The sequence below is a fragment of the Pseudonocardia sp. ICBG601 genome (genome assembly GCF_020496245.1).
Map to the genome: position 1 here is coordinate 2,472,904 of NZ_JAHLJA010000148.1, position 25,338 is coordinate 2,498,241.

General features: G+C 75.3%; 26 protein-coding genes. 18 read left to right on the forward strand and 8 right to left on the reverse strand.

Going from position 1 to position 25,338, the window contains the following annotated elements:
• Positions 1-98 precede the first annotated feature (98 nt).
• The 10 genes from KPL57_RS41160 to KPL57_RS41205 all read left to right on the forward strand — a co-directional run bounded on the left by KPL57_RS41160 (position 99) and on the right by KPL57_RS41205 (position 7,337).
• Positions 99-995 (forward strand): hypothetical protein, encoded by an 897-nt coding sequence (locus KPL57_RS41160; protein ID WP_226355833.1) that lies wholly within the window; start codon positions 99-101, stop codon positions 993-995.
• The gene (locus KPL57_RS41165) at positions 988-2,286 is read left to right on the forward strand and encodes an SRPBCC family protein (protein WP_226355834.1); all 1,299 of its coding nucleotides are present in this window, start codon (positions 988-990) and stop codon (positions 2,284-2,286) included. The genes KPL57_RS41160 and KPL57_RS41165 overlap by 8 nt, the downstream gene beginning before the upstream one ends.
• 36 nt (positions 2,287-2,322) lie before the next feature.
• Entirely contained in the window at positions 2,323-2,712 is a 390-nt protein-coding gene (gene gvpJ / locus KPL57_RS41170; protein ID WP_226355835.1) for a gas vesicle protein GvpJ, read from the forward strand.
• Entirely contained in the window at positions 2,709-3,461 is a 753-nt protein-coding gene (locus KPL57_RS41175; RefSeq protein ID WP_226355836.1) for a GvpL/GvpF family gas vesicle protein, read from the forward strand. The genes gvpJ and KPL57_RS41175 overlap by 4 nt, the downstream gene beginning before the upstream one ends.
• Entirely contained in the window at positions 3,461-3,703 is a 243-nt protein-coding gene (locus KPL57_RS41180; protein ID WP_226355837.1) for a gas vesicle protein GvpG, read from the forward strand. The genes KPL57_RS41175 and KPL57_RS41180 overlap by 1 nt, the downstream gene beginning before the upstream one ends.
• A gap of 811 nt (positions 3,704-4,514) precedes the next feature.
• On the forward strand, positions 4,515-5,408 hold the full coding sequence (gene gvpO, locus KPL57_RS67835; RefSeq protein ID WP_308253086.1) for a gas vesicle protein GvpO: 894 nt from the start codon (positions 4,515-4,517) through the stop codon (positions 5,406-5,408).
• A gap of 9 nt (positions 5,409-5,417) precedes the next feature.
• Positions 5,418-6,095, forward strand: coding sequence for a gas vesicle protein (locus KPL57_RS72920; RefSeq protein ID WP_374203838.1), 678 nt, complete (start codon positions 5,418-5,420; stop codon positions 6,093-6,095).
• A gap of 3 nt (positions 6,096-6,098) precedes the next feature.
• On the forward strand, positions 6,099-6,842 hold the full coding sequence (locus KPL57_RS41195; RefSeq protein ID WP_226355838.1) for a GvpL/GvpF family gas vesicle protein: 744 nt from the start codon (positions 6,099-6,101) through the stop codon (positions 6,840-6,842).
• Positions 6,839-7,048 carry a gas vesicle protein gene (locus KPL57_RS41200; protein WP_062401191.1) on the forward strand — a complete coding sequence of 70 codons (210 nt, stop codon included), beginning with the start codon at positions 6,839-6,841 and terminating at the stop codon, positions 7,046-7,048. The genes KPL57_RS41195 and KPL57_RS41200 overlap by 4 nt, the downstream gene beginning before the upstream one ends.
• Complete coding sequence (locus KPL57_RS41205; protein WP_062401193.1) at positions 7,038-7,337, forward strand: gas vesicle protein K; 300 nt, start codon at positions 7,038-7,040, stop codon at positions 7,335-7,337. The genes KPL57_RS41200 and KPL57_RS41205 overlap by 11 nt, the downstream gene beginning before the upstream one ends.
• On the opposite strand, the gene KPL57_RS41210 is transcribed toward KPL57_RS41205, so the two are convergent.
• Entirely contained in the window at positions 7,252-7,638 is a 387-nt protein-coding gene (locus KPL57_RS41210; RefSeq protein ID WP_226355839.1) for a PadR family transcriptional regulator, read from the reverse strand. The genes KPL57_RS41205 and KPL57_RS41210 overlap by 86 nt on opposite strands.
• A gap of 120 nt (positions 7,639-7,758) precedes the next feature.
• On the opposite strand from KPL57_RS41210, the gene KPL57_RS41215 reads away from it, so the two are divergent.
• Positions 7,759-8,196 carry a hypothetical protein gene (locus tag KPL57_RS41215; RefSeq protein WP_226355840.1) on the forward strand — a complete coding sequence of 146 codons (438 nt, stop codon included), beginning with the start codon at positions 7,759-7,761 and terminating at the stop codon, positions 8,194-8,196.
• A 2-nt stretch (positions 8,197-8,198) separates the two neighbouring features.
• Here the strand turns inward: KPL57_RS41215 and KPL57_RS41220 are convergent, their stop codons facing one another.
• Complete coding sequence (locus KPL57_RS41220; protein ID WP_100880044.1) at positions 8,199-8,720, reverse strand: amino-acid N-acetyltransferase; 522 nt, start codon at positions 8,718-8,720, stop codon at positions 8,199-8,201.
• Positions 8,721-8,772: 52 nt separating this feature from the next.
• Between KPL57_RS41220 and rimO the strand changes: the two genes are divergently transcribed.
• The 4 genes from rimO to KPL57_RS41240 all read left to right on the forward strand — a co-directional run bounded on the left by rimO (position 8,773) and on the right by KPL57_RS41240 (position 12,431).
• Positions 8,773-10,269, forward strand: a complete 1,497-nt coding sequence (rimO, locus tag KPL57_RS41225) for a 30S ribosomal protein S12 methylthiotransferase RimO (protein ID WP_226355841.1) — start codon at positions 8,773-8,775, stop codon at positions 10,267-10,269.
• A complete protein-coding gene (gene pgsA, locus KPL57_RS41230) occupies positions 10,266-10,883 on the forward strand; it encodes a CDP-diacylglycerol--glycerol-3-phosphate 3-phosphatidyltransferase (protein ID WP_226355842.1) in 618 nt (205 codons plus the stop codon). The genes rimO and pgsA overlap by 4 nt, the downstream gene beginning before the upstream one ends.
• A gap of 135 nt (positions 10,884-11,018) precedes the next feature.
• Positions 11,019-11,390 carry a helix-turn-helix domain-containing protein gene (locus KPL57_RS41235; protein ID WP_062401203.1) on the forward strand — a complete coding sequence of 124 codons (372 nt, stop codon included), beginning with the start codon at positions 11,019-11,021 and terminating at the stop codon, positions 11,388-11,390.
• Between the two features lie 189 nt (positions 11,391-11,579).
• Complete coding sequence (locus tag KPL57_RS41240) at positions 11,580-12,431, forward strand: PspA/IM30 family protein (protein ID WP_226355843.1); 852 nt, start codon at positions 11,580-11,582, stop codon at positions 12,429-12,431.
• A 100-nt stretch (positions 12,432-12,531) separates the two neighbouring features.
• On the opposite strand, the gene KPL57_RS41245 is transcribed toward KPL57_RS41240, so the two are convergent.
• The 3 genes from KPL57_RS41245 to KPL57_RS41255 all read right to left on the reverse strand — a co-directional run bounded on the left by KPL57_RS41245 (position 12,532) and on the right by KPL57_RS41255 (position 15,457).
• A complete protein-coding gene (locus KPL57_RS41245) occupies positions 12,532-13,407 on the reverse strand; it encodes a DNA-formamidopyrimidine glycosylase family protein (RefSeq protein WP_226355844.1) in 876 nt (291 codons plus the stop codon).
• A gap of 52 nt (positions 13,408-13,459) precedes the next feature.
• Complete coding sequence (locus KPL57_RS41250) at positions 13,460-14,923, reverse strand: glycosyltransferase family 39 protein (protein ID WP_226355845.1); 1,464 nt, start codon at positions 14,921-14,923, stop codon at positions 13,460-13,462.
• A gap of 132 nt (positions 14,924-15,055) precedes the next feature.
• Entirely contained in the window at positions 15,056-15,457 is a 402-nt protein-coding gene (locus tag KPL57_RS41255) for a MauE/DoxX family redox-associated membrane protein (protein ID WP_226355846.1), read from the reverse strand.
• Between the two features lie 606 nt (positions 15,458-16,063).
• Between KPL57_RS41255 and KPL57_RS41260 the strand changes: the two genes are divergently transcribed.
• Entirely contained in the window at positions 16,064-16,621 is a 558-nt protein-coding gene (locus KPL57_RS41260; protein WP_226355847.1) for an endo alpha-1,4 polygalactosaminidase, read from the forward strand.
• A 24-nt stretch (positions 16,622-16,645) separates the two neighbouring features.
• Here the strand turns inward: KPL57_RS41260 and KPL57_RS41265 are convergent, their stop codons facing one another.
• A complete protein-coding gene (locus KPL57_RS41265) occupies positions 16,646-17,344 on the reverse strand; it encodes a DUF2848 domain-containing protein (RefSeq protein ID WP_226355848.1) in 699 nt (232 codons plus the stop codon).
• Positions 17,345-17,465: 121 nt separating this feature from the next.
• On the opposite strand from KPL57_RS41265, the gene KPL57_RS41270 reads away from it, so the two are divergent.
• Positions 17,466-18,791, forward strand: a complete 1,326-nt coding sequence (locus tag KPL57_RS41270) for an MFS transporter (RefSeq protein ID WP_178376774.1) — start codon at positions 17,466-17,468, stop codon at positions 18,789-18,791.
• On the opposite strand, the gene KPL57_RS41275 is transcribed toward KPL57_RS41270, so the two are convergent.
• Complete coding sequence (locus KPL57_RS41275; RefSeq protein ID WP_226355849.1) at positions 18,781-19,422, reverse strand: GntR family transcriptional regulator; 642 nt, start codon at positions 19,420-19,422, stop codon at positions 18,781-18,783. The two genes, KPL57_RS41270 and KPL57_RS41275, sit on opposite strands and share 11 nt — an antisense overlap.
• A 36-nt stretch (positions 19,423-19,458) precedes the next feature.
• Between KPL57_RS41275 and KPL57_RS41280 the strand changes: the two genes are divergently transcribed.
• Positions 19,459-20,250 carry a carbon-nitrogen hydrolase family protein gene (locus KPL57_RS41280; protein WP_226355850.1) on the forward strand — a complete coding sequence of 264 codons (792 nt, stop codon included), beginning with the start codon at positions 19,459-19,461 and terminating at the stop codon, positions 20,248-20,250.
• A gap of 22 nt (positions 20,251-20,272) precedes the next feature.
• On the opposite strand, the gene KPL57_RS41285 is transcribed toward KPL57_RS41280, so the two are convergent.
• Positions 20,273-25,303 carry an ATP-dependent helicase gene (locus KPL57_RS41285; protein ID WP_226355851.1) on the reverse strand — a complete coding sequence of 1,677 codons (5,031 nt, stop codon included), beginning with the start codon at positions 25,301-25,303 and terminating at the stop codon, positions 20,273-20,275.
• Positions 25,304-25,338: the final 35 nt, after the last annotated feature.

The following is a 25,338-nucleotide window of genomic DNA, read 5'->3' on the forward strand; positions in this document are numbered from 1 at the left end:
GATCGGTTCGTGGTGTGTCATGGTTCCGATTCAGGGTGGGGAACGCGGGGCGTTCCGGAGTGCTGTCCGGTAATCGCTCAATGGAGAGGGACGGGGTCATGAGTAACGCCTCCAAGATCGGAATGGCCGTCGTCGGCGGCTATGTGCTGGGAAGAACGAAAAAGGCCAAGCTGGCGATCATGCTCGGGGGTGCGCTCGCCGGGCGGAAACTGAATCTGACGCCGGCCGGAATCGTGTCGCAGGCGTCGAAGGTGGTGGCGGGGTCGCCGGAGCTGACCCGGCTGTCCGACGCCGTGCGCGGCCGGCTGTTCGAGGCGGGCAAGCAGGCCGCGGTGTCCGCGGCCGGCAACCGGCTCGAGGCGCTGACCAACTCGCTCGTCGAGCGGGTCGAGAACCTCGGCAAGCCGGTCGAGCAGGTCGCCGGCGCCGCCGGTGACGCCGCCGGCGCGGGCGTGGAGAAGACCGGTGACGCGGCCGGCGCGGCCGTCGAGGGCGCCGGTGCGGCCGCCGGTGCCGCCGGGGACACCGCGGAGGGCGCGACCGACGCCGTCGGGGACACGACCGACGCCGTCGGCGACGCCGCCGGGGAGGCCCCGGTGGTCGGCCGGGCCGCGAAGGGCACCACCCGCGCGGCCGGGTCGGCGACGCGGGGAGCGGGCCGGGCGGTCGCGGGCACGACGTCGAAGGCGCGTCGTCCGCGGTCGGCGGACGCGGACTCCGAGGACCCCCCGCGCCGGCGGACCGGACGGTCGTCGGCCTCGGGATCGTCGTCGGGACGTGCGGGATCGTCGAGCCGGTCGTCGTCGGACGGCGCGGACTCCGACTCCGAGGGCCGCGCGGCCCCGGCCCGGCGGACCGCGCGGTCCTCCTCGGGCCGCGGCTCCGAGTCGTCGTCGTCCTCGGGCTCGTCGGGCAAGGGCGGCTCGCGCAACGGCCGGGCGCCGCGCTCGGGCGGGCGTGCGACGAAGAAGTCGGAGGCGCGGGCCGATGGCTGAGGAGCAGAACGGCAGCACCTCGGTGCTGGACCAGCTGCCCACCGACCGCCTCAAACAGGCCGGGCAGCTGCTGTTGAAGGCCGCCGCCGACCGTGCGGTCGGCGCCGCGATGAACCAGGTGGAGGGACTCACCGAGCGGCTGACGGGCGTCGCCGAGAACGGCGGGACGGGCCTGGGCGCCGCACTCGGCGGGGGCAGCTCGGAGGAGGGGGGCAATCCGGTGACGAACGCGGTGAAGGGCGGGTTCTCGGCCGTCAAGGACAAGGTGATGGGGGCCGTCGGGCTCGGCGGTGGCGACGACGGGTCCGAGGACTCCGAGGGCGGCGCCGGCGGCGCCGGCGGCGGTGGTTCCGGCGGGGGCCGCGGCAAGTTCAAGTTCATGAACATCGTCGAGCACCTCGACGTCGGTGTCCCGGTGCGGGTCGCCTACGACCAGTGGACGCAGTTCGCGGACTTCTCGACCTTCATGAAGAAGGTGCAGTCGGTCGACCAGGAGTCCGACGAGAAGACGAACTGGAAGGCCCAGGTGTTCTGGTCGAAGCGCACCTGGAGCGCGACGATCATCGAGCAGATTCCGGACACCCACATCATCTGGCGTTCGCAGGGTGCCAAGGGTTATGCCAACGGGTGCGTGTCGTTCCACGAACTCGCGCCGAACCTGACCCGCGTCGTGCTGATCCTCGAGTACTACCCGGTCGGTCTGTTCGAGAAGACCGGCAACATCTGGCGCGCCGTCGGCCGCCGGGCCCGGCTGGAGTTCAAGCACTACGGCCGGCACGTGATGGTCGAGACCCTCCTCAACCGCGAGGAGCTGGAGGGCTGGCGCGGGGAGATCCGCGACAGCGAGGTCGTCAAGACCCACGAGGAGGGGCTCGAGGAGGAGCGCGAGGCCGAGTACGACGACGAGGACGCCGAGTACGACGACGACTACGAGGACGCCGAGTACGACGAGGACGACGAGGCCGGGGACGACCTCGCCGAGGACGACCTCGCCGACGACGACCTCGCGGAGGACGACGACCTCGCCGAGGAGGAACCGGCCGAGGACGACGACCACGCGGAGGAGGACCTCGCCGAGGACGACCTCGACGCCGAGGACGAGGCCGAGGAACCGGCCGACGACCCCGACCCGGAGTACGACGACGCCGAGTACGACGACGCCGAGTACGACGACGCCGAGTACGACGACGCCGAGCCGGAGGACGCCGAGGCCGAGGAGCCCGAGCCGGAGGAGGACGGCGGCCGGCGGGCCGGGAGCCGTCGCCGTCGCACGGCGGGCTCACGTGCCTGACCCGGCCCGGCACCCGCGAACGGAGGGACGGACACCGTGACCGTCAGCCAGCGACAGGGGGGCGGCGGCCGGGTCGACCGCGCCCCGCAGGGCGACCTCGCCCAGGTCATCGACCTGATCCTGGACAAGGGCCTCGTCATCGACATCTTCGTGAAGGTCTCGCTGGTCGGGATCGAGCTGGTCACGATCGACGCCCGCATCGTCGTCGCCAGCGTGGACACCTACCTGCGGTTCGCGGAGGCCACCAACCGCCTCGACCTGCACCAGAAGGGCGGCAAGGACCTCGGCGAGGTCGTCAGCGGCATCTCGGAGGGCGGCTCGAAAGGGGTCTCGAAAGGAGCCACCAAAGGAGTGATCGAGGCGGGCAAGGAGAAGTTCGACGACCTCCGGGGTGAGCGTCGCTCGCGGAAGGAGAAGAGCGGGTGAGCAGTGCGACCTACGTCTACGCCGTCGTCGCCGCCGACATCGACCTGCCCGAGGGGCTGACCCCCGTCGGCGGCGGGGAGGAGGTGGCGGTGATCGACCACGGGCGGCTCGCCGCGGTCGTCAGCGACGTCCCGCGCGACGCCCCGCTGGGCAGCCGCGAGGACCTCCTGGCCCACGAGCGCACCGTGAACACCCTGGCCGGGAGCACGACCGTGCTGCCGATGCGGTTCGGCGGCGTCGTCGACGACGACCGCGCCGTCGTCGACGAGCTCCTCGCCGCGCACCAGGAGTACTTCACCTGGGCGTTGGAGCAGCTCGACGGCTGCCGGCAGTTCGTGTTGGCCGGCCGCTACGACCAGGACCGCCTGGTGGCGGGCATCGTCGAGACCGACCGGGAGATCCAGCAGCTCGGTGAGGCCGTGCGCGGCAAGGACCCGGACGCCACGTACTACGAGCGCATCCGGCTCGGCGAGGCGATCGCGGGCCACGTCGAGCGCATCCGGTCCGACGACGCGGACTTCGCCGTGGAGCGGCTGGGGCCGTTCGCCGTCGCGACGTCGGTGAAGGAGCCCGCCGCCGAGGACGGCGCCGTCGAGCTGGCGCTGCTGGTGCACCGCGACCGGGTCGGCGACTTCGAGCTGGCCGTCGACGCGCTCGGCGACGAGTGGGACGAGCGGGTGCGGCTGCGCCTGATCGGCCCGGTCGCGCCGTACGACTTCCTGCCCGAACCACCGGAGGCCGAGGGCTGATGGGGCTGTTGCGCGGCCTGCTCGGGCTGCCGCTCGCACCGCTGCGCGGCGTCGTCTGGGTGGGGGAGCAGCTGCAGGAACAGGCCCACGCCCGGCTCTACGACCCGGTCGCGGTGCGCCGGCAGATCGACGAGGTGGAACGGGCCTACGAGCAGGGGGAGATCTCCGAGGTCGACCGCGACGCGCGTCAGGAGGTCCTGCTGGCCCGGCTGACGGGGCGACCGGGGGACGGCCGTGGCTGAGCCGGAGGACCGGTCGTCCGACGAGCGACCACGTCGTCGCAGGTCGGGGGAGCCGGCAGGTCGGCGGGACGGATCGGAGGCCCCGGTGCGGCGACGCGCGGGGAAGGCTCCGCCGCGTCGGTCGCGGGACGGGGAGGATCCGCCCCGCCGCCGGTCGCGGGACGGGGAGGACCCGCCCCGCCGCCGGTCGGCGGACGACGACGCCGCGCCGCGGCGCCGGTCCGGGGACGCTCCGCGGCGCCGTCGGTCCGGGGAGGACGACGCGCCGCCGCGCCGTCGCTCCGGGGACGACGACGCCGCGCCGCGCCGTCGGTCGGCGGACGGGGAGGGACCGCCCCGTCGGCGACGTCCGGCCGGGGGCGACGCGTCGCGTCGCCGCGAGAGGGACGGGGCGCCGCGCCGTCGCCCGCGGGAGGACGAGCCGCCCCCTCGGCGACGTCCGCCCGACGGTGGGTCGTCGCGCCGCCGCTCCGGCACCGCGGACGACCGGGCCGCCGACGCGTCGTCGGAGCGGCGCGGACGCGGTGCACGGGACGACCGGTCCGAGCGGCGTCGCGACACCGGCGAGCGGCCGGTGCGGCGTCGCTCCGCCGGGGACGAGCCCGTCCGTCGTCGCCGGTCCGGGGACGACGGTGCGCCCCGGGAGCGACCCACGCGCCGGACCCGGCCCCGCGACGACGACCGGGCCTCCGCGGCGCCGCGACGTCGCCGTGACACCACGGAGGAACAGCCCCCGCAGCGGCGGCGTCGCCCGGCGGGCGGAGGCCCGCGGCGGGGACGTGCCGGCCGCGACGAGCCGGACCGGGGGCCGGTGGGAGACCAGGACGAGGAGGTCCTGGACGACACCGAGGCCGACGACGAGTCCGACTCCGACGACGAGGAGTCCGAGTTCGACTACGAGGAGCCCGAGTTCGACTACGAGGAGCCCGAGTCCGACCCCGACGACGAGGAGCCCGAGTTCGAGGAGGAGGAACCCGAGCCCGAGGGGATCGAGGACGAGCTCGATGCCGACGACGAGGACGACGGCTTCGACGAGGACGACGACTACGCGGACGACTCCCCGGACGACGACTACGAGGACGACACCCCCGAGGACGAGGGACCGGAGGACGAGGGACCGGAGGACGAGGTCGCGGAGGACGAGGTCGCGGAGGACGAGGTCGCGGAGGACGAGGTCGCGGACGACGAGGTCACGGACGACGAGGAACCGGAGGACGAAGACCCCGAGGCGGAGACCGCCGCCGACCCGCCCGACGAGCAGGGCCGTACCGCCCCCGGTCGTGACCGGCACGAGGACGACGAGCAGGACGAGGAGGACCGCCCCGGACCCGTGGACACCGCACCGGAGGACACCGCACCGGAGGACACCGCACCGGAGGACACCGCACCGGAGGACGCAGCGCCGGAGGACGAGGAGCCGGAGGAGCGACCCGACCCACCCCGGCGCCGCATCGGCGCCCGCGCGGCCGCCCGCGCCGCCGTCGAACAGATCGCGGAGATGACCGGCCGCGCACCGGAGGGGGTCACGTTCGTCCGCAAGCAGGACGACAGCTGGCTGGTCGGTGTGGAGGTCGTCGAGACCGAGCGCATCCCCGACTCCTCCGACGTGCTCGCCGTCTACGAGGCCGAGCTCGACGACGAGGCCGAGCTGATGTCGTACCAGCGGGTCCGGCGCTACCCGCGCGGCCGCGGCGACGACGACTGAGGGAGGACCATGAGCGACGCCGTCCACTGGAGCAGCCCCGGTGCGCCGCAGCGCCGCACCGAGCGAGCACCCCAGCAGTCGGGCACCGACCTGGCCGACATCCTCGAGCGCGTCCTGGACAAGGGCATCGTCATCGCCGGCGACATCCAGGTGAACCTGCTCGACATCGAGCTGCTGACCATCAAGATCCGGCTGGTCGTGGCCTCGGTGGACCGCGCCAAGGAGATGGGCATCGACTGGTGGGAGCGCGACCCGACGCTGTCGGGCGGCCGCGACGAGCTGGAGGAGGAGAACGCGCGGCTGCGTGACCGGGTGGAACGCCTCGAACGCCTGCTCCCCGCCGACGAGCGGTCCGCGTCGTCCGACGACGCCCCTGACGGTCCGGACGGGGCATCGGCCCGGGCCGACGACGCCGCCGTCGAGAGGTCGATCGACCGGGCCGTCGACGACGCCGAGACCCACGAGGAGACCGACGCCGAGACCGACGCCGAGACCGACGAGGCCGATGACGACGAACCCGGCGAGGACGCACCCGACGACGGACCCGACGCGGCCGGTCCCGGGGACCGGCCCGACGAGGAACGGGACGGGGACGGACCCGACGCCCCACCGCGTCGCACCCGCCCCGCCGCACCCCGGCGGCGACGCGGAACCACCACCCGTCGTCCGGCACGCGGGAGGGACTGAGCCGTGGACCTGACCTACGTCTACGCCGTGGGCGACGCGGCCCCGCCCGACCTGGCCGGGCTCACCGGCATCGGCGGCCGCCCGGTGCACGCGGTGACCGGCGGCGACGCGCTCTGGGCCGCCACCGGCACCGTCCCCGAGTCCGACTTCGGCGAGGACGCCCTGACCGCCCGGCTGGAGGACCTGACCTGGCTGGCGACCACCGCGCGGGAGCACCACGCCGTCGTCGACGCGCTCGGTGCGCGCACGGTCGTCGCGCCGCTCGCCCTCGCGACGGTCTACCGCGACGACGAGCGGGTCCGTGCCGTGCTGACCGAACGGCACACCGCGTTCGCCGAGGTCCTGGACCGGCTCCGGGGCCGCACCGAGTGGGGCGTGAAGGCCTACGCCACGACGCAGCCGGAGCGCCGCGACGCCGGTCGGGCGTCGTCGGGGGCCGAGTACCTGCGCCGCCGTCGCCGGGAGCTCGACCGCGTCGCGGGCGACGACGCCGCCGCCCACGCCGCGGCGCAGCGGCTGCACGAGGCGGCGGCGCGGGCCGCGGTGACGACGCGGCGGCACCGGCTGCACGCCCCCGCGCTGACCGGACGCACCGAGCCGATGGTCCTCAACGGCGCCTACCTGGTCGACGACGCCGACCGCGACACCTGGCGCGCCGCCGTGACGGGGGCCGCGGACGGCGCCGGGCTCACCGTCGAGGTCACCGGGCCGTGGGTGCCGTACTCGTTCGTCGGGGAGGAGCGGTGAGCACGGGGGAGACCGGCCTCGCCCACCGCGAGGTCGCCCTGGTCGACCTGCTGGACCGGCTGCTCGCCGGCGGGGTCGTGCTGGCCGGGGACGTCACGGTCTCGCTGGCCGGGGTTGACCTGATCCGCATCTCGCTGCGTGCGCTGATCGTGTCGATCGCCCCGGCCGGGCGGCAGGCGGGGGAGGAGCCGCCCGATGACGCCTGACCCGCGCCCCGGCGGCCGGATCGACATCGACCGCGACGCCGTCCGCCGCGACCTCATGAAGCTGGTGCTGACGATCGTCGAGCTGCTGCGTCAGCTCATGGAGCGCCAGGCGCTGCGCCGCGTCGAGCAGGGCGACCTCACCGACGACGAGGTCGAGGACCTCGGCACCGCCCTCATGCACCTCGAGGAGGCGATGGACGAGCTCACCGCGGAGTTCGGTCTGACCGCGGCGGACCTGAACCTCGAGCTCGGCCCGCTCGGTCCGCTGCTGCCCCGGCACCGCTCGTGACACCCCCGCCGGGCAGCACCGCGCGCACCGCCCGCACGTGCGCCTCGAACTCGCGGGTCCGCGACCGCAGCACCCGCTCCCCGCCCGGGGTCAGCCGGTACCCGCGGCTGCCGGCCGGGCGTCGCACCAGCCGGTTCCGTTCGAGCCGGTGCAGCGCCCGGTACACCAGGCCCGCCGACAGGGCCAGCGCGCCGCCGGAGCGGTCGAGCACGGCGTCGCGGACCGCGGCCCCGTCGCCGGGGGCGTCGTGGACCGCGCCGAGGAGCAGCAGGTCCAGCGTCGCCCGGTCCGGTGGCCGCATCGGCGCGCCCCCTCCGCTCGTCGGGATGAACCGCAGCGTTCCCCCGCCCGGGCGGGCGGAAACCGACACACACCCGGAACCGAGAGGACCGATCGTCATGGCCGTACCCGCGAGGACCCGATGAGCACCGCGACGCAGGAGGCCCCCGCGGTCCCGCAGGCCCGGGAGCCGGGCCCGGCGACCCCGCCGGCGCCGCCCGACCCGATGACGCAGCTGCGCGACGCCGGGGAGCGGCTCCTGGCCGCACTCGTCGACCGGCTCGCCGCGCTCGCCTGCGACCAGGTCGACCGCCTCGCCGACTCGCTGGAGCGGATGGCGGCCGACGGCGGGCCCGGTCTCGGCGCCGCGCTCGGCGCGGGCAAGGCCCTCGCCCGCGGCGACAACCCGGTGTGGGGCGCGATCAAGGGCGGGTTCGCCGCGCTCGGGACCGCGGCCAAGGTGCTGATCGGCGTCGTCGTGGCGCTGGCGCCGGTGCTGCTGCTGGTGGCACTGGTCGTCGCGATCGTCGCCGCGCTGGTGTGGGCCGTGGTCGCGGCGGTGAAGGCCGCCACCGGCTGAGGTCAGAGGGTGAGCAGCATCCGCACGTTGCCCAGGGTGTTCGGCTTCACGTGGGCGAGGTCGAGGAACTCGGCGACGCCGGCGTCGTAGCTGCGCAGCATCGCCGCGAACACCTCGGCCGACACCGGCGTCCCGTCGATCTCGGCGAAGCCGTGCCGGGCGAAGAACTGCTTCTCGAACGTGAGCACGAACAGCCGCTCCAGCCCGAGCTCGCGCGCGCCGTCGATCAGGGCGGCGACGATCCGGTGCCCGACCCCGCGGCCCAGCACCGACGGCGACACCGCGACCGTGCGGATCTCGCCCAGGTCCTCCCAGAGCACGTGCAGGGCGCCGCAGCCGACGACCGTGCCGTCGACCTCGGCGACGAGGAACTCCGGGACCGCCTCGTAGAGGGTCACGGTCTCCTTGGCCAGCAGCACGGTGCCCGCGTACTCGTCGACGAGCTCGCGGATCCGGCGGACGTCGCGGGTGCGGGCACGGCGGACGATCACGTCGGGAACCGGGGCGGGGACGGGCTCGGGCACGGCAGGAGAGCCTAGACCGGGGCCGTCGGACCCGGCGTCTACCCTGGTACCCGTGGCTTCCCCCGAGAACGCACCCCGGCGCGCCGCCCTGCTGACGCTGGGCTGCGCGCGCAACGAGGTCGACTCCGAGGAGCTCGCGGGCCGCCTGGCCGGGTCCGGCTGGGAGCTGGTCGACGCCGAGGACGGCAGCCCCGACGTCATCGTCGTCAACACCTGCGGATTCGTCGAGCAGGCGAAGAAGGACTCGATCGACACCGTGCTGGCCGCCTCGGACGTGGCCCGCCCGGCGGGGGCGAAGGTCGTCGCCGTGGGCTGTCTCGCCGAGCGCTACGGCGCCGAGCTGGCCGCCGACCTGCCCGAGGCCGACGCGGTGCTCGGCTTCGACGCCTACCCCGAGCTCGCCGAGCGCCTCGGCGACGTCCTGGGCGGGCACGCCCCGGCCCCGCACGTCCCCACCGACCGCCGCAAGCTCCTGCCGATCTCCCCGGTCGAGCGCCCGGCCGCGACGGCGGACGTCTCGGTCCCCGGCCACGACTGGGTGCCCGACATCGCGCGCACCCGCCTGTCCGGCGGACCGGTCGCGTCGCTGAAGCTCGCGTCGGGCTGCGACCGCCGCTGCGCGTTCTGCGCCATCCCGAGCTTCCGCGGCAGCTTCGTGTCCCGCCCGCCGGCCGACGTGCTCGGCGAGGCCGCCTGGCTCGCCCGGCAGGACGTCCGCGAGCTCGTCCTGGTCAGCGAGAACTCCACCAGCTACGGCAAGGACCTCCCCGGCGGCACCCGCGCCCTGGTCGACCTGCTCCCGCAGCTCGCCGGGATCGACGGGGTCGAGCGGATCCGGGTCGCCTACCTGCAGCCGGCCGAGCTGCGGCCCGACCTGCTCCGGGTCATCGCGACCACGCCGGGCGTCGCGCCCTACTTCGACCTGTCGTTCCAGCACGCGTCGGCGCGGGTGCTGCGCCGGATGCGCCGCTTCGGGTCGCGCACCGACTTCCTCGACCTCTGCGAGCGCATCCGCGCGCTCGCCCCGGAGGCCGGGATCCGCTCCAACGTCATCGTCGGGTTCCCCGGCGAGACCGAGGAGGACCTCGCCGAGCTGGAGGCGTTCCTCACCGGCGCCCGGCTCGACGCCGTCGGCGTGTTCGGCTACTCCGACGAGGACGGCACCGAGGCCGAGGGCTACGACGGCCACGTCGACCCGGCCGAGGTGCAGGCCCGCGTCGCGCGGATCTCCGCGCTGGTCGACGAGCTGATGGAACAGCGCGCCGAGGAACGCATCGGCACCGAGGTCGTCGTGCTCGTCGAGTCCGCGGAGAGCGACGAGGACGACTGCACCGGCCGCGCCGCCCACCAGGGCCCCGACGCCGACGGCGAGTCCATCGTCGTCGCCGCGGCGCAGGACGGCCCGGAGCCGGACTCGCTGCGTCCCGGTGACCTGGTCCGCTGCCGCGTCGTGGACACCGAGGGCGTCGACCTGCTGGTGGAGGCGTGCGAGCTGCTCGACCCGCGTGTGCCGGCCGCGGCCGTCCCGGCGGCCTCCGCAGCCGGATGAGCTCGCACCCGGCCGGGGGCACCGCCGGAGTCGGTGACCCGCCGCTGCTGAACATCGCGAACGCGCTGACCGTCCTGCGGCTGCTGCTCGTCCCGGTGTTCGTCGTCGCGCTGTTCGTCGGCGGCGGCGAGGACGTGGTGTGGCGGCTGGTCGCGTTCGCCGTGTTCGTGATCGCGGCGGCCACCGACCGGCTCGACGGCCAGCTGGCCCGCAGCCGCGGGCTCGTCACCTGGTTCGGTGCGCTGGTCGACCCGATCGCGGACAAGGCCCTGATGGGCGCCGCCCTGATCGGGCTGTCGATCCTCGGGGTGCTGCCCTGGTGGGTGACGATCGTGATCGTCGTCCGCGAGCTCGGCATCACCGCGCTGCGCTTCGTCGTGATCCGCCGTCGCGGGGTCATCCCGGCCAGCCGCGGCGGCAAGGCCAAGACCGTCGCCCAGACCGTCGCGATCGGGCTGTTCCTGCTGCCGCTGCCGGAGCTGCTGGGCCCCGGCACCGCCGCCGCGACCGCCGTGCTCGTCCTCCAGTGGGCGGTGATGGCCGTCGCGCTGGTGCTCACCGTGGTGACCGGCGCCGACTACGTCCGCAAGGCCGTCCGTCCCCGGCCCGCCTGACCTGCGGGGACGATCCGGGGCCCGCGCGGCGTTGAGGTGTTCGCCGTGGGCGGACAGCGTCACGGCGCGTGGGAACCGGGGAAGTCGGTACGGTGAGACATCACCGGGTGTCCGGGGAGCAGTCGAGGAGGGCACATGCTGCTGCGGGAAGCGATCGGCAGTGGGCTGCGTGAGGTGCGCACGGCGCGCCGGCGCACGCTGCGCGACATCTCGCGGGCCGCGCGGGTGAGCCTCGGGTACCTCTCCGAGGTCGAGCGCGGGCGCAAGGAGCCCTCCAGCGAGCTGCTCGCGGCGATCTGCGAGGCGCTCGGGGTCTCCGTGCCGGACCTGCTGACGACCGTCGCCGCCGAGATGGCGACGGCGACGTCCGCCGCGGCCGCGGGCCGTCGCGACGACGTGCTCGTCCCGATCGGGCAGCGGCACGCCGAGCTGCGGCTGGCCGGGCGGCCGGGTTCCGTGGTCGCCGCGCCGGCGTCCTCGGGCGGGCCGGTGGCCTCGGCCGCCTGATCGCACGGCCCGCCCCGGCCGACCGCTCCTGCGCGGTAGGGTGCGGACAGACCGGCAGCGATGCCAGGATGGACAGGGCCGGAGGTCCGGTGCCGACCACGGGGGGAACGCGGGGTCGGTCCGGGGTCCGCACGCCCGCCGTGGTGGCGGGCACGGTCGCGAGCGAACGCAGGCGGAGGACGCGCAGAGATGGCCAACGGATTCACCAAGTTCTTCAGCTATCTGTCGGCCCTGTTCTCGTCGAAGGTCGACGAGCACGCCGACCCGAAGGTGCAGATCCAGCAGGCCATCGAGGACGCCCAGCGCCAGCACCAGCAGCTGTCGCAGCAGGCGGCCGCGGTGATCGGCAACCAGCGTCAGCTGGAGATGAAGCTGAACCGGCAGCTGGGTGAGATCGAGAAGCTGCAGTCGTCGGCGCGGCAGGCACTCGTGCTGGCCGACCAGGCCCGCTCCCAGGGTGACGAGCAGAAGGCCCAGCAGTACGAGCAGTCGGCGCAGACCTTCGCGACCCAGCTGGTGACCGCGGAGCAGGGCGTCGAGGACCTCAAGACGCTGCACGACCAGTCGATCGGTGCCGCCGCACAGGCCAAGCAGGCCGTCGAGCGGAACTCGATGATGCTGCAGCAGAAGATCGCCGAGCGCACCAAGCTGCTCAGCCAGCTCGAGCAGGCCAAGATGCAGGAGCAGGCCGCCAAGTCGCTGCAGCAGATGAGCGAGCTGTCCGCGCCGCGCAACGCGCCCTCGCTCGACGAGGTCCGCGACAAGATCGAGAAGCGGTACGCCACCGCGCTCGGGTCCGCGGAGCTGGCCCAGAACTCGGTGCAGGGCCGCATGCTGGAGGTCCAGCAGTCGACCACCGACATGGCCGGCATGTCGCGGCTGGAGCAGATCCGGGCGTCGATGTCGGGGGCGCCGATCGCCGGGGGCCAGCAGGCCCCGCAGGTGGGCCAGGGGGAGCCGCAGCAGCAGCTGCCGTCCTCGCCGGCACCGGCCCAGCAGCAGCAGAACACCCAGAACCAGCAGCAGCCCGGCACCGCCTGAGCCGCTCGCCCGTTCCGCACCGTCCGCCGCGGTCCCGCCCCGGGACCGCGGCGGACGTGTGTCCGGGCCAGGCCGCCGGTGGCGCCCGTCGCAGCAGGGGTCAGCGGGTGCGGGCGGCGCCGGGTGGCGGTCGCCCGGGGGCACCGCGGCGCGGACCGGTGGCCCGGCGCACCGGGCGCGGGGACGGCCCCGTCTGGCAGCGCGGGCACCAGTAGGTGACCCGGGCCCGGTGGTCGTCGCCCTGGTCGGCGGTCCGGATGCGGGTCCCGCAGCGGCGGCACGGGCGTCCGGGCCGCTCGAACACCCAGTGCGCCTCGCCGGCGGCGAGCGAGCCGGTCGTCGTCTGCTCCGGGCGGTCCTTGTTCGACGACAGCAGCCGCCGCGACAGGTCGATGACCCCGGGCAGGTCGGGCACGTCGCGGACCGGCACCCAGGGCGTGAGCCCGAGCAGGAAGCAGATGTCGTTGCGGTAGAGGTTGCCGAGACCGGCCATGACCCGCTGTTCGAGCAGCACCAGCCCGAGGGGGTGGTCGGCGCGGGCGGTCATCCGGCGCAGCGCCTCGGCGTCGTGGCCGGGGCCCCAGTCCGGGTCGAGCAGGTCGGGCCCGAGATGCCCGACGAGGGTGTGCTCGTCGTCGGTGGGGAGCAGCTCCAGGTCGTGCAGGGCGAACCCCACGGCGACCCGGTCGGCGGTCTCCAGCACCGCGCGCGCCTCGTGCGCGACCCGGCGCCACCGCATCCCGGGCCGGTACAGGTGCCAGGAGCCGTCCATCCGGAAGTGGCTGTGCAGGCTGCGGCCGTCGTCGAACCGAGTGAACAGGTGCTTGCCGACGGAGACGACGCCGGTCACGGTCAGCCCGGCCAGGTCGTGCTCGGCCAGGCGCGGGTGGCGCAGCTCGCCGCGCAGCAGCTCGTGCCCGGACAGCGCGGTGTGCAGCCGCTTGCCGGCCAGGTACACGGTGTCTCCCTCGGGCACGACCGCGACGCTACCCGGGCGGGCCCGGACCGGCCCGGGCCCGGCCGACGGCTCAGTCGACGACGAGCGTCCGCAGCTGCGGCCACACCTGCGACCACGGGTGCGTCATGCCCTCGCCCAGCCAGATGCGGTTGCCGTCGCCGAGGTCGGTGACCGGTCGCAGCACCACCCCGGTGGGGGCGAGCAGGCCGGGGTCCCTGCCGATGAAGATCACGACGTCGTGGTCGTCCGGGGGCGGGTCGAAGTAGCCGTAGCTGCGGTTGCCGCTGTACCCGGGCGGCAGGCCGAGCGCGGGGTCGGCGGTGTCGACGTAGGCGGCGTAGATGTACGAGCCGCCCATCACGACGGCGCGGTCCCGCTGGTCCGGGGGCAGCCCGTCGCGGACGCGGGCGACCTCGCCGACGATCCGCTCCGGCACGGCGGGGTCGGCCGCCCCGGCGCTCGCGGACAGCATCGCCGCGGCGAGGGCGACCGACAGCACCCCCGCCGGCCACGCCACCCAGGACCACCGCCGTCGCCCGGTCCCGCGCCGCTCCTGGAACCACACCGCCCCGAGCGCGGCGACGGCGCCGTGCAGACCGCACAGGTAGTAGGCACGCCCCACGGTCACCGCGAACACGATCAACAGCACGAGGAAGGTCACCGCGACGAAGCGGTACGGCCGCAGCCGCGGTGTCGTGAACGCCGCGACCACCCCGACCACGACGAGCACGGTGCCGAGCAGCCCGGCCAGCATCAGCATCGCCACCGCGTTGGGGCCCGGCCCGCCGAACAGGACCGACTCCTGCGCGACGACCGAGGTCATGCGCAGCTGCGGCCAGCCGTGCACGGCCTGCCACACGAGCGTCGGCGCCGCGATGAGCGCACCGACCAGCGCGGCCCACCAGAACGCGGGCCGCCGCAGCATCGCCCGCGGCCCGGCCACGCCGATCGCGAGGACCAGCACCGCGCCCAGCAGGATGACCTGGAACTTCGTCAGCGCGGCCAGGCCGAGCAGCGGGCCGACGGCGAGGAGCAGCCGGTCGTCGCGGACCCGGGTCCAGCGCACCAGCAGCCACAGCAGCAGCGCCCACTGCAGCGGCTCCAGCGAGTACGGCGTCAGGAAGTGCCCGAACAGCGTCACCCACAGCCCGGTGGCCTGGGCGAGCGCGGTGAGGACCTGGGCGCGGCGGTCGCCACCCAGCTCACGGGCGATCAGCGCGGCGACGACGACCGCGCCCGCCGTCGCCAGCGACGGCACGATCCGCAGCACCCCGTTCACCCCGGGCGCGAGGACGTCGGCGAGCCCGGCCAGCGCCGGTGCGACCGGGGGCTGGTCGGCCGACCCCCAGTCGAGGTGGTTCCGTCCGATCGCCAGCATCAGCGCCTCGTCGAACCAGTACCCGCGCCCCAGCGCCCCCATGACGAGGTGCACGACGGCCACCACTCCGGCGACGATCCCGACGGGCAGCCGCGCGAGCGGCGGAACGGTCGCGGGTGCGGCGTCGGAGTCCCGGACCGTGGTCGACGACGTCATGTGTCCCCCCGAGCGACGACGGGCATCGGCGGTCCCGGGCCCGGCGCCATCAGACCCCGGCTGGTCCGTCCGGCGCAGCGGGCATCGGGCGGTGGACGATCGACTTCGGTCTACCGGCGGTCCACCCTCCGGTCAGTCGCGCGGGGCGCTGCGGGCGATCCGCAGTGCCCACAGCACCAGCGGGACCTGCAGCGGCAGCCGTCCCCAGCCGATCGCCCGGTACAGCGGGTCCTTGCGGTTCCAGTGCAGCGCCATCGACACGTTCGCCGGGAACACCGCCGCGAACAGCGCTGCCGCGGCCCAGCCGCCCGCGCGCCGGGTCCGCGGGTGCGCGACCGCCGCGGCGACGGCGCCCTCGGCCGCCCCGGAGGCGTAGGTCCAGAACCGGGGCTCCCCGGGCAGGCTGCGCGGCACGATCGAGTCGAACGGCTCGGGCCGCACCACGTGCAGGACGGCGGCGGTGCCGAGCAGCCCCGCGAGCCCGAGAGCGAGACGCCGGTCGCGGGACGGGGTGCCGGGGGAGCGACGGATCATGACGGCGATGGTGCCACCCGGTACGGGCGGCGGCCGGGCCCCCCGGTGCGGCGGGCGTCACGGTCGGCGCCAGGTGCGCGCGGGGGAGGATCGGCACCGTGGCCCTCCGGACGGCGGACCGGTGCCGCCCGGAGGATCGACACGTGGCGCAGGGACGGGCGGACCGGTGCCCGCCCGGTGGGGTGCGGCGGTACCGGAGATCGCGGCGGGCCGGTGGGGCTCGCGGCAGGGGGAGGGCGCGGTGACGGGCGGCGTGGACGGGCACGGCCGGGCGCTCGCGCTGTGCCTGCCGTTCGCGCTGTGCCGGCGGCTCGCGCTGTGCGGGGCGCTCGCCGTCGCGGCGGTGCTGCTCGCCGGGTGCGCGACCGTCCCCACCCCCGGGGCACCGGACCCCGGTGCCGTGGACACGTCCGCGCCGGCGGGTGCGACCGGCCTCCGCCGCGCGTTCCCGGCCGGGGCGGGTGCGGACTACCAGCTCGGCGGCGCCTACCCGCCCCCGCCGGGCACCGGGATCGTCGTGCGCGACAGCACCGCGGATCCTGCCCCCGGTACCTGGTCGGTCTGCTACGTCAACGCCTTCCAGACCCAGCCGCAGGACCGGGAGCGGTGGCTGCGCGAGCACCCAGACCTCGTCCTGCGCGGCGGCGACCGCGAGCCCGTCGCCGACCCGGGTGGCCCGACGAGCTGCTGCTCGACATCTCCACCCCGCAGCGTCGTGCGGGCGTCGCCGAGGTCGTCACCCGTGTCGTCGACCGCTGCGCCGCCGCCGGGTTCGACGCCGTGGAGCTCGACAACCTGGACTCGTGGACCCGGTCCGGCGGGGCGTTCACCGCCGACGACGCCGAGGCCCTCGCGGTCGACCTCGCCGGGGTCGTCCACGCGCGGGGCCTCGCCGTCGGGCAGAAGAACGCCACCGACCTGCTCGACCGGCTGCCCGCGCGCGGCTACGACTTCGCCGTCGCCGAGGAGTGCGTCGCGTTCGACGAGTGCGGCGCCTTCACCGCCGCCTACGGGGACCGTGTCCTCGACGTCGAGTACGTCGACGGCCCGGACGCCGATCCCGCCGCCTGCGGGGACCCGGGCCGGCGTCCGCGGACGACGGTCGTCCGCGACCGGCTGCTGGTCCCCGCGGGCGATCCCGGATACGTCCACCGGGCCTGCTGACCGGCCCTCCGCCCGGGGCGGCCGTCAGCCGATCGGCTCCGGGAGCCGGTCGACCTCGTAGGCCAGGCCGATCGTGTCGCCGCTGGCCGGGTCGTGCAGCTCCACCCGCCAGGCGTCGGCGAACTGGTCGACACCCGACCTCATCGCGACGGTCCCCGACAGCAGGACGGTGCCGGGCACCAGCCAGCCGCGCTCGCGCAGCAGGTCGACCCAGTACCCGGGCGGGAGCAGGGCGGCCAGCGTCGCGTCCTGCACGAGCTCCTCGGTGCCGTCGTGGTCGCCGCCGTGACGGACCCACGCGCGCAGGGTGATGTCGTCGAGCCGGTCGGCGACCTCCGACAGCCGCCAGGCCTTCCGGCCCAGGACGTCGAGACCCGCGTTCTTGCTCCACGCGACACCGTGCACCTCCAGAGCGCGGTCGGTGTGGTCGCAGGCGACGGTCAGCAGCGGGTCGGTGACGTCGTCGCCGACGACCAGCGCCCACTCCGCCTCGCCGGAGGTCCGGTCGTGCTGGGCGGGGACCCGGTCGGTCTGCGACGCCAGGTACGGCGAGACCGGGTACAGCGCCGGCACCGTGTCCGGGGCCGGCACGCCCAGCTCGGCCAGCTCGGCGACGTGCGCGGCGACCTCCTCCTGGGCACGTCCGGCGTACCCGGCGTTGAAGACCCGGTGGACCTCCACCGAGCGGGTGCTGCCGTCGGGCAGGGCCAGTTCGAGCGTCACGGGGGACCTCCGTCAGATGTGTACGTCGCGTAACCGATGTGCACGAGGGTTGCGCACACACTGTGTATACAGCAAGTATGAGCCCCGTCCCACCGACCACCTCCGACCCCGGGAGCCCGCGATGACCTCGCCGTCCGCCTCCTCGTCACCACCGGTCGACCGCCGTGACCTGCGCAAGGCGTTCGTCGCGAGCCTCACCGGCACCTCGCTCGAGTGGTACGACTTCGCCGTCTACTCCGCGGCGGCCGCACTGGTGTTCCCGGTGCTGTTCTTCCCGGCCGCGGACCCGGTCACCGGTCTGCTGCTCGCGTTCTCGACCTACGCCGTCGGCTACGTCTCGCGCCCGCTCGGCGGTGTCGTGTTCGGCAGGCTCGGCGACGTCATCGGCCGCAAGCAGGTCCTGGTCATCACGCTCGTGCTGATCGGCGTCGCGACGTTCCTCATCGGTCTGCTGCCGACCTACGGCACGATCGGCGTCGCCGCCCCGGTCCTGCTGGTGCTGCTGCGCTTCGCCCAGGGCGTCGGCGTCGGCGGGGAGTGGGGCGGCGCGGTCCTGCTCTCCAGCGAGTTCGGCGAGCCGCGCCGGCGCGGGTTCTGGGCCTCGGCGGCCCAGGTCGGCCCGCCCGCGGGCAACCTGCTGTCCAACGGCGTCCTGGCCCTGCTCACCCTGCTGCTGACCGACCAGCAGTTCCTGGACTGGGGCTGGCGGCTGGCGTTCCTGCTGTCGGCGGTGCTGGTGGCGTTCGGGCTGTGGATCCGGCTCAAGCTGGAGGACACCCCGGTCTTCCGCGCGATCGCCGAGTCCGGCGACCGGCCGTCGGCGCCGGTGCGTGAGGTGTTCACCGCCGAGCGCCGCCCGCTGCTCGCCGGGATCCTCAGCCGGATCGGGCCGGACGTCAGCTACGCCCTGTTCACCGTCTTCGTGCTGACCTTCGCCACCACCCAGCTCGGGTTCTCCCGGTCGGAGGTGCTCGGCGCGATCCTGATCGGCTCGGCGCTGCAGCTGCCCTCGATCCCGCTGGCCGGCGCGCTCACCGACCGGTTCAACCGGCGCCTCGTCTACGGCGTCGCCGCGGTCGGGGGAGCGGTGTGGCCGTTCGTCTTCTTCCCGATGATCTCGGGCGGCTCGTTCGCGCTGCTCGTCGTCGGCATCGTCGTCGGGCTCGCGCTGCACTCGTTCATGTACGGCCCGCAGGCCGCGTTCGTCACCGAACAGTTCTCACCACGGCTGCGCTACACCGGCAGCTCGCTGGCCTACACGATCGCCGGCGTCGTCGGCGGCGCGGTCGCGCCGCTGGCGTTCACCGCGCTGTCCGGCGGGTCGGGCAACTGGGTGCCGGTCGCGACCTACCTGGCAGTCGCCTGCGCGCTGACCGTCGTCGGGCTGCTCATCGGCCGCGACCCGGACCACGAGGAGGACGAGGCCTACCTCGCCCTCACGCCCTGAGCAGCACGCGCAGGGTCAGCTGCAGGTGCTCGTCGATCGCCTTCGCCGCCGCGTCGGGATCGTCGCCGGCCAGCGCCTCGACGATCCGGCCGTGCTCGGTGCAGACCGCCTGCCGCCGGTCCTCGGTCCGGAACAGCGCGGTCACGCCGACCCGGCGCTGGCGCACCCGCAGCCCGGCGTAGGTCCGCGAGAGCAGCGCGTTCCCGGTGGCGTCGACGAGCGCCTGGTGGAAGACCATGTCGAGCTCGATGAACTCGGCCGGGTCCCCGCCGGCGCCGGCGAGCTCGCGCTGCCGGTCCAGGGCCGCGTTCATCGCCTCGAACGGGACGCCGCAGGCGTCCATCGCCGCGCGCGCGGCGTGCTGCTCCAGGACCCCGCGCAGCTCCATCAGCTCGGAGATCTGCCGGCCGGTCAACGGTGGCACGTAGGCGCCGCGACCGGGCAACATCTCGACCAGGCCGTCGGCCACGAGCAGCAGCAACGCCTCACGGACGGGCGTGCGCGACACCCCGATCCGGCCGGCGAGCTCGTTCTCGTTGAGGAACGTGCCCTGCACCTGCGGATCGACCAGGACGGTCTCGCGCAGGTAGTGCAACGCGCGCTCGCGACCGGACTCCCGTGACGTCGGCATACGACACGTATACACCGAACCACCCCAGGAGAACGCATGCGGATCGCCCTCGTCCAGATCGCCGCCACCACCGACCCGGCGGAGAACCTCGCCCTGGTCGCCGACGGCGTCGCCGACGCGGCCGCCCGGGGCGCGCGGCTGGTCGTGTTCCCCGAGGCCACCCAGTGCCGCTTCGGGGTGCCGCTCGGCCCGGTCGCCGAGCCCCTCGACGGCCCCTGGGCGTCCCGGGTCCGCGAGCTCGCCGCCGCCGCGGGCGTCATCGTGGTCGCCGGGATGTTCACCCCCGCCGACGACGGCCGCGTCCGCAACACCCTGCTCGTCACCGGGCCCGGTGTGGAGGAGCACTACGACAAGATCCACCTGTTCGACGCGTTCGGGTTCGCCGAGTCCGACACGGTCGCCCCGGGGGACCAGCCGGTCACGGTCACCGTCGACGGTGTGAGGGTCGGCCTCGCGACCTGCTACGACCTGCGGTTCGCGGGCCTGTTCCAGACCCTCGGCGACGCCGGGGCGCAGGTCGTCGTCGTGCCCGCGTCCTGGGGCGCGGGGCCGGGCAAGCGTGAGCAGTGGGAGCTGCTGGTGCGCGCCAGGGCCCTCGACACGACGGCCTTCGTGGCGGCCTGCGACCAGGCGGACCCGGAGGCGGCGGGACGTCCGGTCCCCGGTGGCGCCCCGACCGGGATCGGGATGAGCGCGGTCGCCGGTCCGACCGGCTCGCTCGTCGCGGCGCTCGACGCCGCGCCGGGGACCCTGGTCGTGGACCTCGACCTCGACGCGGTGACCGCGGCCCGCCGGGCGGTCCCGGTCCTGGCCAACCGTCGGTACTGACCCCGGTGCGTGATGTCGCCGGTCAGGCCCGCAGCCGCAGCCCCTTCGGCGTCACCCGGAACCCGGCCTCGGTGAGCACCTCGGACAGCGCCGAGACCAGCGAGTCCTGCCCGTCGGCCCGCTCCACGGCGAGCGACCCGAGCCAGCCCTCGTGCACCGCCCCGGCGAGCGACTCGGCCCCGGCGCGCAGCTCGTCGCGGTCCTCGGTGAACGACAGCAGCGACTTCCCGCCGCGCTCGACGTAGAGCGCGGGCGCCCCGTCGACCAGGGTGACCAGGGCGCCGGCCTTGCGACCGGGGCGGTGCCGGGTCTCGCCGGTCGTGTCCGGCCAGGGCAGGGCCGCGCCGTAGGGCTGGGCGGGGTCGGTGGCGGCGAGCACCACCCGGGACAGCTCGCGCCACGCCTCACGCGGCGCCTGCGGGCGGCGACCGGCGCCGCCGTCGAACTCGCCGTGGCGGCCCGCGCCGCCGAGCCCGCCCAGGCCGCCGCGCAGGTCGTCGGGCACCCCCGCGTACGGGTCGTCGCCCCCCGGGAACCCGGCCACGTCGCCGGAGAGGTCGTCGGGCAGGGGCTCGCCGTCCACGGTCGGGTCGGCGGACCCGGCGCGGTCGGTGGGATCGGCGACGACCGCGCCCGGCCCGGCACCGAGGCGGCGCGGACCGGTCGGCTGGGCGGGGGACGGGCCGCCGTCGGTCCCGGCGAGGGCCCGGACCCGGTCGATCGCGCCCGGCACCGCGAACTGCGCCGCGCCCAGCCCCTCGACGATGTAGCCGCGCCGGCACCGGCCGGACTCCTCCATCGCCCGGAGCACCTTGTAGACCGCGGCGAACCCGCCGGTGACCCGCTCGGTGCCCAGCGCGCCCCGGGTCAGCACGCCGTGGCGCTCCAGGAACGCCTCCGCGGCCGCGTGCGCACGACGGGTCGCGTCGGGCTCGCGCGGCACGGCCACCGACCAGCGCCCGCCGACCGACGGCGGCCCGGTCCGGCTGGGCATCGACGGCCGCCCCGCACGCAGCTGCGCGTAGCGCCCGCGGGCCGGCCGCCGCGCGGTGCGGTGCGCCCCGCCCTGACGCCCGGACGCGCCACGCCGCCCACCGCCCCCGGACAGCCGGGCCCGCAGCGGGCCGAGCGTGTCGTTGGTGAGCGCACCCGCCCAGACCAGGTCCCAGACGGCGGCGACGACGTCGTCGTCGGAGGGGGCCGGTTCGTCCTGCTCCTTCAGCAGCACCCCGGCACGGGTCGCGAGCTCGCGGAAGAACAGCGCACCGCCCCCGGAGTCCGGTGCGGCCTCCGGATCGGTCAGCGCGGCCGGGTCGGTCAGCCCGAGCGCGGCCAGCACCGCGGTGTGCAGCGGGGTGCCCGCGGTGTCCAGGTCGGGGGCGGGCAGCAGCAGGTCCGCCACGTCGGCGGGGGCCAGCGCCAGCCAGCCGTCCTGCCCGGACAGCGCTCCGCACCCGACCCAGGTCACCTCACCGGCGGCGGTCAGCTCGTCGAGCAGCGCGGGGGTGTAGCCCGGCAGCCGGGCCGGCAGCACCAGCGACTCGACCGCGCTCGCCGGCAGCGGCGCCCCGGCGAGCTGCTCGACCACACCGAGCACGTCCTCGGCACCCGGTGCGCGGCGCACCCGGCCGCGCCGCTCGGAGCCCGACCGCACCTGGACGCCCTGCCACTGCGGCAGGAACCGCCCGAGGGCGCGCTGCTCGACGGGCTCGACCTCGTGCCGCAGCTTCGCCAGCGACGCGCGCCGTAGCCGGCGCAGCACCTCGGCGTCGCAGTACTCCAGCTCGCCGCCGGAACCGGCGGGCACCGACGCCTGCGGGCGCAGCTCGCCCTTCATCAGCCGACCGGTGCCGGTCAGCCGCTCCAGCACCCCGGCGACCACGGCCACGCCGAGCCCGAAGCGGCGGGCGAGCTCGGCGGCGGTGAACGGCCCGTGCGTGCGCGCCCAGCGCAGCACGAGATCCCCGAGCGGGTCGGGCACCGGCTCGGTGAACGCCTCCGGCACCCCGACCGGCAGCGCCGTGCCCAGCGCGTCCCGGATGCGGCCGGCGTCCTCGATCGCGATGAACCGTTCCTCGCCGGCGATCCGCACCCGCAGCGCCCGGCGGTCGCGCTCCAGCTGCGCCAGCCAGGCCGGGTCGACGCCGCGGGCCCGCCCGTCGGCCTCGGACAGGTCACCGACGAAGCGGAGCAGGTCCGCGGCGCCCTCCATGTCACGGGCGTGCCGGTCCGGGTCGGTGCGCTGCAGCTGGCCCTCGATCTCGGCCAGCATCTCCGGGTCGAGCAGCTCCCGGATCGCCTCGGAGCCGAGCAGCTCCGCCAGCAGGGTCGAGTCCAGCGACAGCGCGGCCGCGCGGCGCTCGGCCAGCGGCGCGTCGGCCTCGTAGAGGAACATCCCGACGTAGCCGAACAGCAGGCTGCGCGCGAACGGCGACGGCTGCGACGACTCGACCTCGGCGACCTTCACCTTCCGCGAGGCGACGTCGCCCATCAGCTCGCGGAGCCCGGGCAGGTCGTAGACGTCCTGCACGCACTCCCGCATCGCCTCCAGGGTGATCGGGAACTGCTCGAACTTGCCCGCCACGCTCAGCAGCTGCGCCGACTTCTGACGCTGCTGCCACAGCGGGCTGCGGCGGCGCGGGTCGCGGCGGGGCAGCAGCAGCGCCCGCGCGGCGCACTCCCGGAACCGCGACGCGTACAGCGCCGAGTTCCCCAGCTCCGCGACGACGATCTGCTCGATCTCGCCCGGCTCCAGCAGCACGTCCTCGGCGCTCGGGACGACCTCGGTGCCGTTGTCGTCGACCGCGTCCGGCAGGCGCAGCACGATCCCGTCGTCGGCGCCCGACGCGCTCACCTCGACCCCGCGGCGCTCCCGCATCCGGGCCGCGATCGCCAGCGCCCACGGCCCGTTGACCTGCGCCCCGAACGGCGAGTGCACGACGAGGCGCCAGTCGCCCAGCTCGTCGCGGAACCGCTCGACCAGGATCGTGCGGTCGCTCGGCACGTGCCGGGTCGCCTCGCGCTGCTCGCGCAGGTAGGACAGCAGGTTGTCGCAGGCCCACTCGTCGAGCCCGGCCGCGGTGGCGCGCTCGCGGGCGTCGGCGTCGGCCAGCCCGGACATCTCGCGCACGAACGCGCCGACGGCCCGGCCCAGCTCCAGCGGCCGCCCGATCGACTCGCCCTTCCAGAACGGCATCCGGGCGGGCACCCCCGGCGCCGGGGTGACGATCACGCGGTCGTGGGTGATGTCCTCGACCCGCCACGACGAGGTCCCCAGCAGGAACGTGTCCCCGACGCGGGACTCGTAGACCATCTCCTCGTCGAGCTCACCGACCCGCGAGCCGGCGCCGTCCGCGCCGCCCGGGGTCATCACGGTGAACAGGCCGCGGTCGGGGATGGTGCCGCCGGAGGTGACGGCCAGGCGCTGCGCGCCCGGGCGGCCGCGCAGCTCGTCGGTGACCCGGTCCCAGGTGATGCGGGCGCGCAGCTCGCCGAACTCCTCGGACGGGTAGCGCCCGGCCAGCATGTCCAGCACCGAGTGCAGCGCGGAGTCCGGCAGCGCCGCGAACGGGGCCGCCCGGCGGATCGTCGCGGCGAGGTCGGACAGCTGCCACGACTCCATCGCGACCATCGCGACGATCTGCTGGGCCAGCACGTCGAGCGGGTTGCGGGGGTAGCGCGTGGACTCGATCGACCCGGTCGTCATCCGTTCGGCGACGACGGCGCAGGACACGAGGTCCCCGCGGTACTTCGGGAACACCACGCCCTCGGACACCGCGCCCACCTGGTGCCCGGCACGCCCGACCCGCTGCAGCCCGGACGCGACCGACGGCGGCGCCTCGACCTGCACGACCAGGTCGACGGCGCCCATGTCGATGCCCAGCTCCAGGCTGGAGGTCGCGACGACGCACGGCAGCACGCCGGACTTCAGCTCCTCCTCGACCAGGGTCCGCTGGTCGCGCGACATCGAGCCGTGGTGGGCCTTGGCCACCGTCGGCGCGGCCCCGCCGCCCACCCCGGACTGCCCGACCGCCTCGGCCGGGAACGCACCCGGGGCGTCGGCGTCGAGGTCCGCGGCCTCCTCCAGGGCGGCGGCCTCCTGCTCCGCGGCGAGCTCGTTGAGCCGGGAGGTCAGCCGCTCGGCGAGCCGGCGCGAGTTGGAGAACACGATCGTCGAACGGTGCTCGCGCACCAGGCCGAGCAGCCGCTCCTCGACGGCGGGCCAGATCGAGGGCTTGCGCGCCGTGCCCGCGGCGGACCCGACGACCTCCTCGTCGGTGCTGCCCGGGGCGGGCCGCTCGTCGAGCGCGGCCAGGTCGGGCACCGGGACCTGCACCTCGACCCGGATCGTCTTGGGGATCGCGGGCTGCACGACCTCGACCGGGCGGGTGCCGGACAGGAACGTCGAGACCTCGTCCACCGGGCGCACGGTCGCCGAGAGCCCGATCCGCTGCGGGGTGGCCTCGGTGATCTCCTCGAGGCGCTCCAGCGACACCGCCAGGTGCGCCCCCCGCTTCGTCCCGGCGACGGCGTGCACCTCGTCGAGGATCACGGTCGTCACCCCGCGCAGCGACTCCCGCGCGGCCGAGGTGAGCAGCAGGAACAGCGACTCCGGGGTGGTCACCAGCACGTCCGGCGGGGTGCGCTGGAACTGGCGCCGCTCGTCGGCCGGGGTGTCGCCGGTGCGCATCCCGACGGTGATGTCGGGGACCGGCTCGTCGAGCCGCTGCGCGGCCTGGCGGATGCCGGTCAGCGGCGAGCGCAGGTTGCGCTGCACGTCGACGGCGAGGGCCTTGAGCGGTGAGACGTAGAGGACCCGGCAGCGGTGCTTCGGCTCGGCGGGCGGCGGGGTGGCGGCGAGCCGGTCCAACGCCCACAGGAACGCGGCGAGGGTCTTGCCGGACCCGGTCGGCGCGACGACGAGCGCGTTGCGCCCGGCCTGCGCCGCGGACCAGGCGCCCTCCTGGGCCGCCGTGGGCGCGGCGAAGGCCCCCTCGAACCACTGGCGGGTGGCAGGGGAGAAGCCCTCGAGTGCGGTCACGCCGACCATCATGCGGGTGGGGTCCGACAGTCACCCGTCGAGCGCCC

Excerpts from the sequence above, each read along its gene's own strand:
- KPL57_RS41160 (WP_226355833.1), top strand. The coding sequence starts at position 99 with ATGAGTAACGCCTCCAAGATCGGAATGGCCGTCGTCGGCGGCTATGTG.
- KPL57_RS41165 (WP_226355834.1), top strand. The coding sequence starts at position 988 with ATGGCTGAGGAGCAGAACGGCAGCACCTCGGTGCTGGACCAGCTGCCC.
- KPL57_RS41180 (WP_226355837.1), top strand. The coding sequence starts at position 3,461 with ATGGGGCTGTTGCGCGGCCTGCTCGGGCTGCCGCTCGCACCGCTGCGC.
- KPL57_RS72920 (WP_374203838.1), top strand. The coding sequence starts at position 5,418 with ATGAGCGACGCCGTCCACTGGAGCAGCCCCGGTGCGCCGCAGCGCCGC.
- KPL57_RS41205 (WP_062401193.1), top strand. The coding sequence starts at position 7,038 with ATGACGCCTGACCCGCGCCCCGGCGGCCGGATCGACATCGACCGCGAC.
- KPL57_RS41210 (WP_226355839.1), bottom strand. The coding sequence starts at position 7,638 with ATGCGGCCACCGGACCGGGCGACGCTGGACCTGCTGCTCCTCGGCGCG.
- KPL57_RS41215 (WP_226355840.1), top strand. The coding sequence starts at position 7,759 with ATGAGCACCGCGACGCAGGAGGCCCCCGCGGTCCCGCAGGCCCGGGAG.
- pgsA (WP_226355842.1), top strand. The coding sequence starts at position 10,266 with ATGAGCTCGCACCCGGCCGGGGGCACCGCCGGAGTCGGTGACCCGCCG.
- KPL57_RS41235 (WP_062401203.1), top strand. The coding sequence starts at position 11,019 with ATGCTGCTGCGGGAAGCGATCGGCAGTGGGCTGCGTGAGGTGCGCACG.
- KPL57_RS41240 (WP_226355843.1), top strand. The coding sequence starts at position 11,580 with ATGGCCAACGGATTCACCAAGTTCTTCAGCTATCTGTCGGCCCTGTTC.
- KPL57_RS41250 (WP_226355845.1), bottom strand. The coding sequence starts at position 14,923 with ATGACGTCGTCGACCACGGTCCGGGACTCCGACGCCGCACCCGCGACC.
- KPL57_RS41255 (WP_226355846.1), bottom strand. The coding sequence starts at position 15,457 with ATGATCCGTCGCTCCCCCGGCACCCCGTCCCGCGACCGGCGTCTCGCT.
- KPL57_RS41270 (WP_178376774.1), top strand. The coding sequence starts at position 17,466 with ATGACCTCGCCGTCCGCCTCCTCGTCACCACCGGTCGACCGCCGTGAC.
- KPL57_RS41275 (WP_226355849.1), bottom strand. The coding sequence starts at position 19,422 with ATGCCGACGTCACGGGAGTCCGGTCGCGAGCGCGCGTTGCACTACCTG.
- KPL57_RS41280 (WP_226355850.1), top strand. The coding sequence starts at position 19,459 with ATGCGGATCGCCCTCGTCCAGATCGCCGCCACCACCGACCCGGCGGAG.
- KPL57_RS41285 (WP_226355851.1), bottom strand. The coding sequence starts at position 25,303 with ATGATGGTCGGCGTGACCGCACTCGAGGGCTTCTCCCCTGCCACCCGC.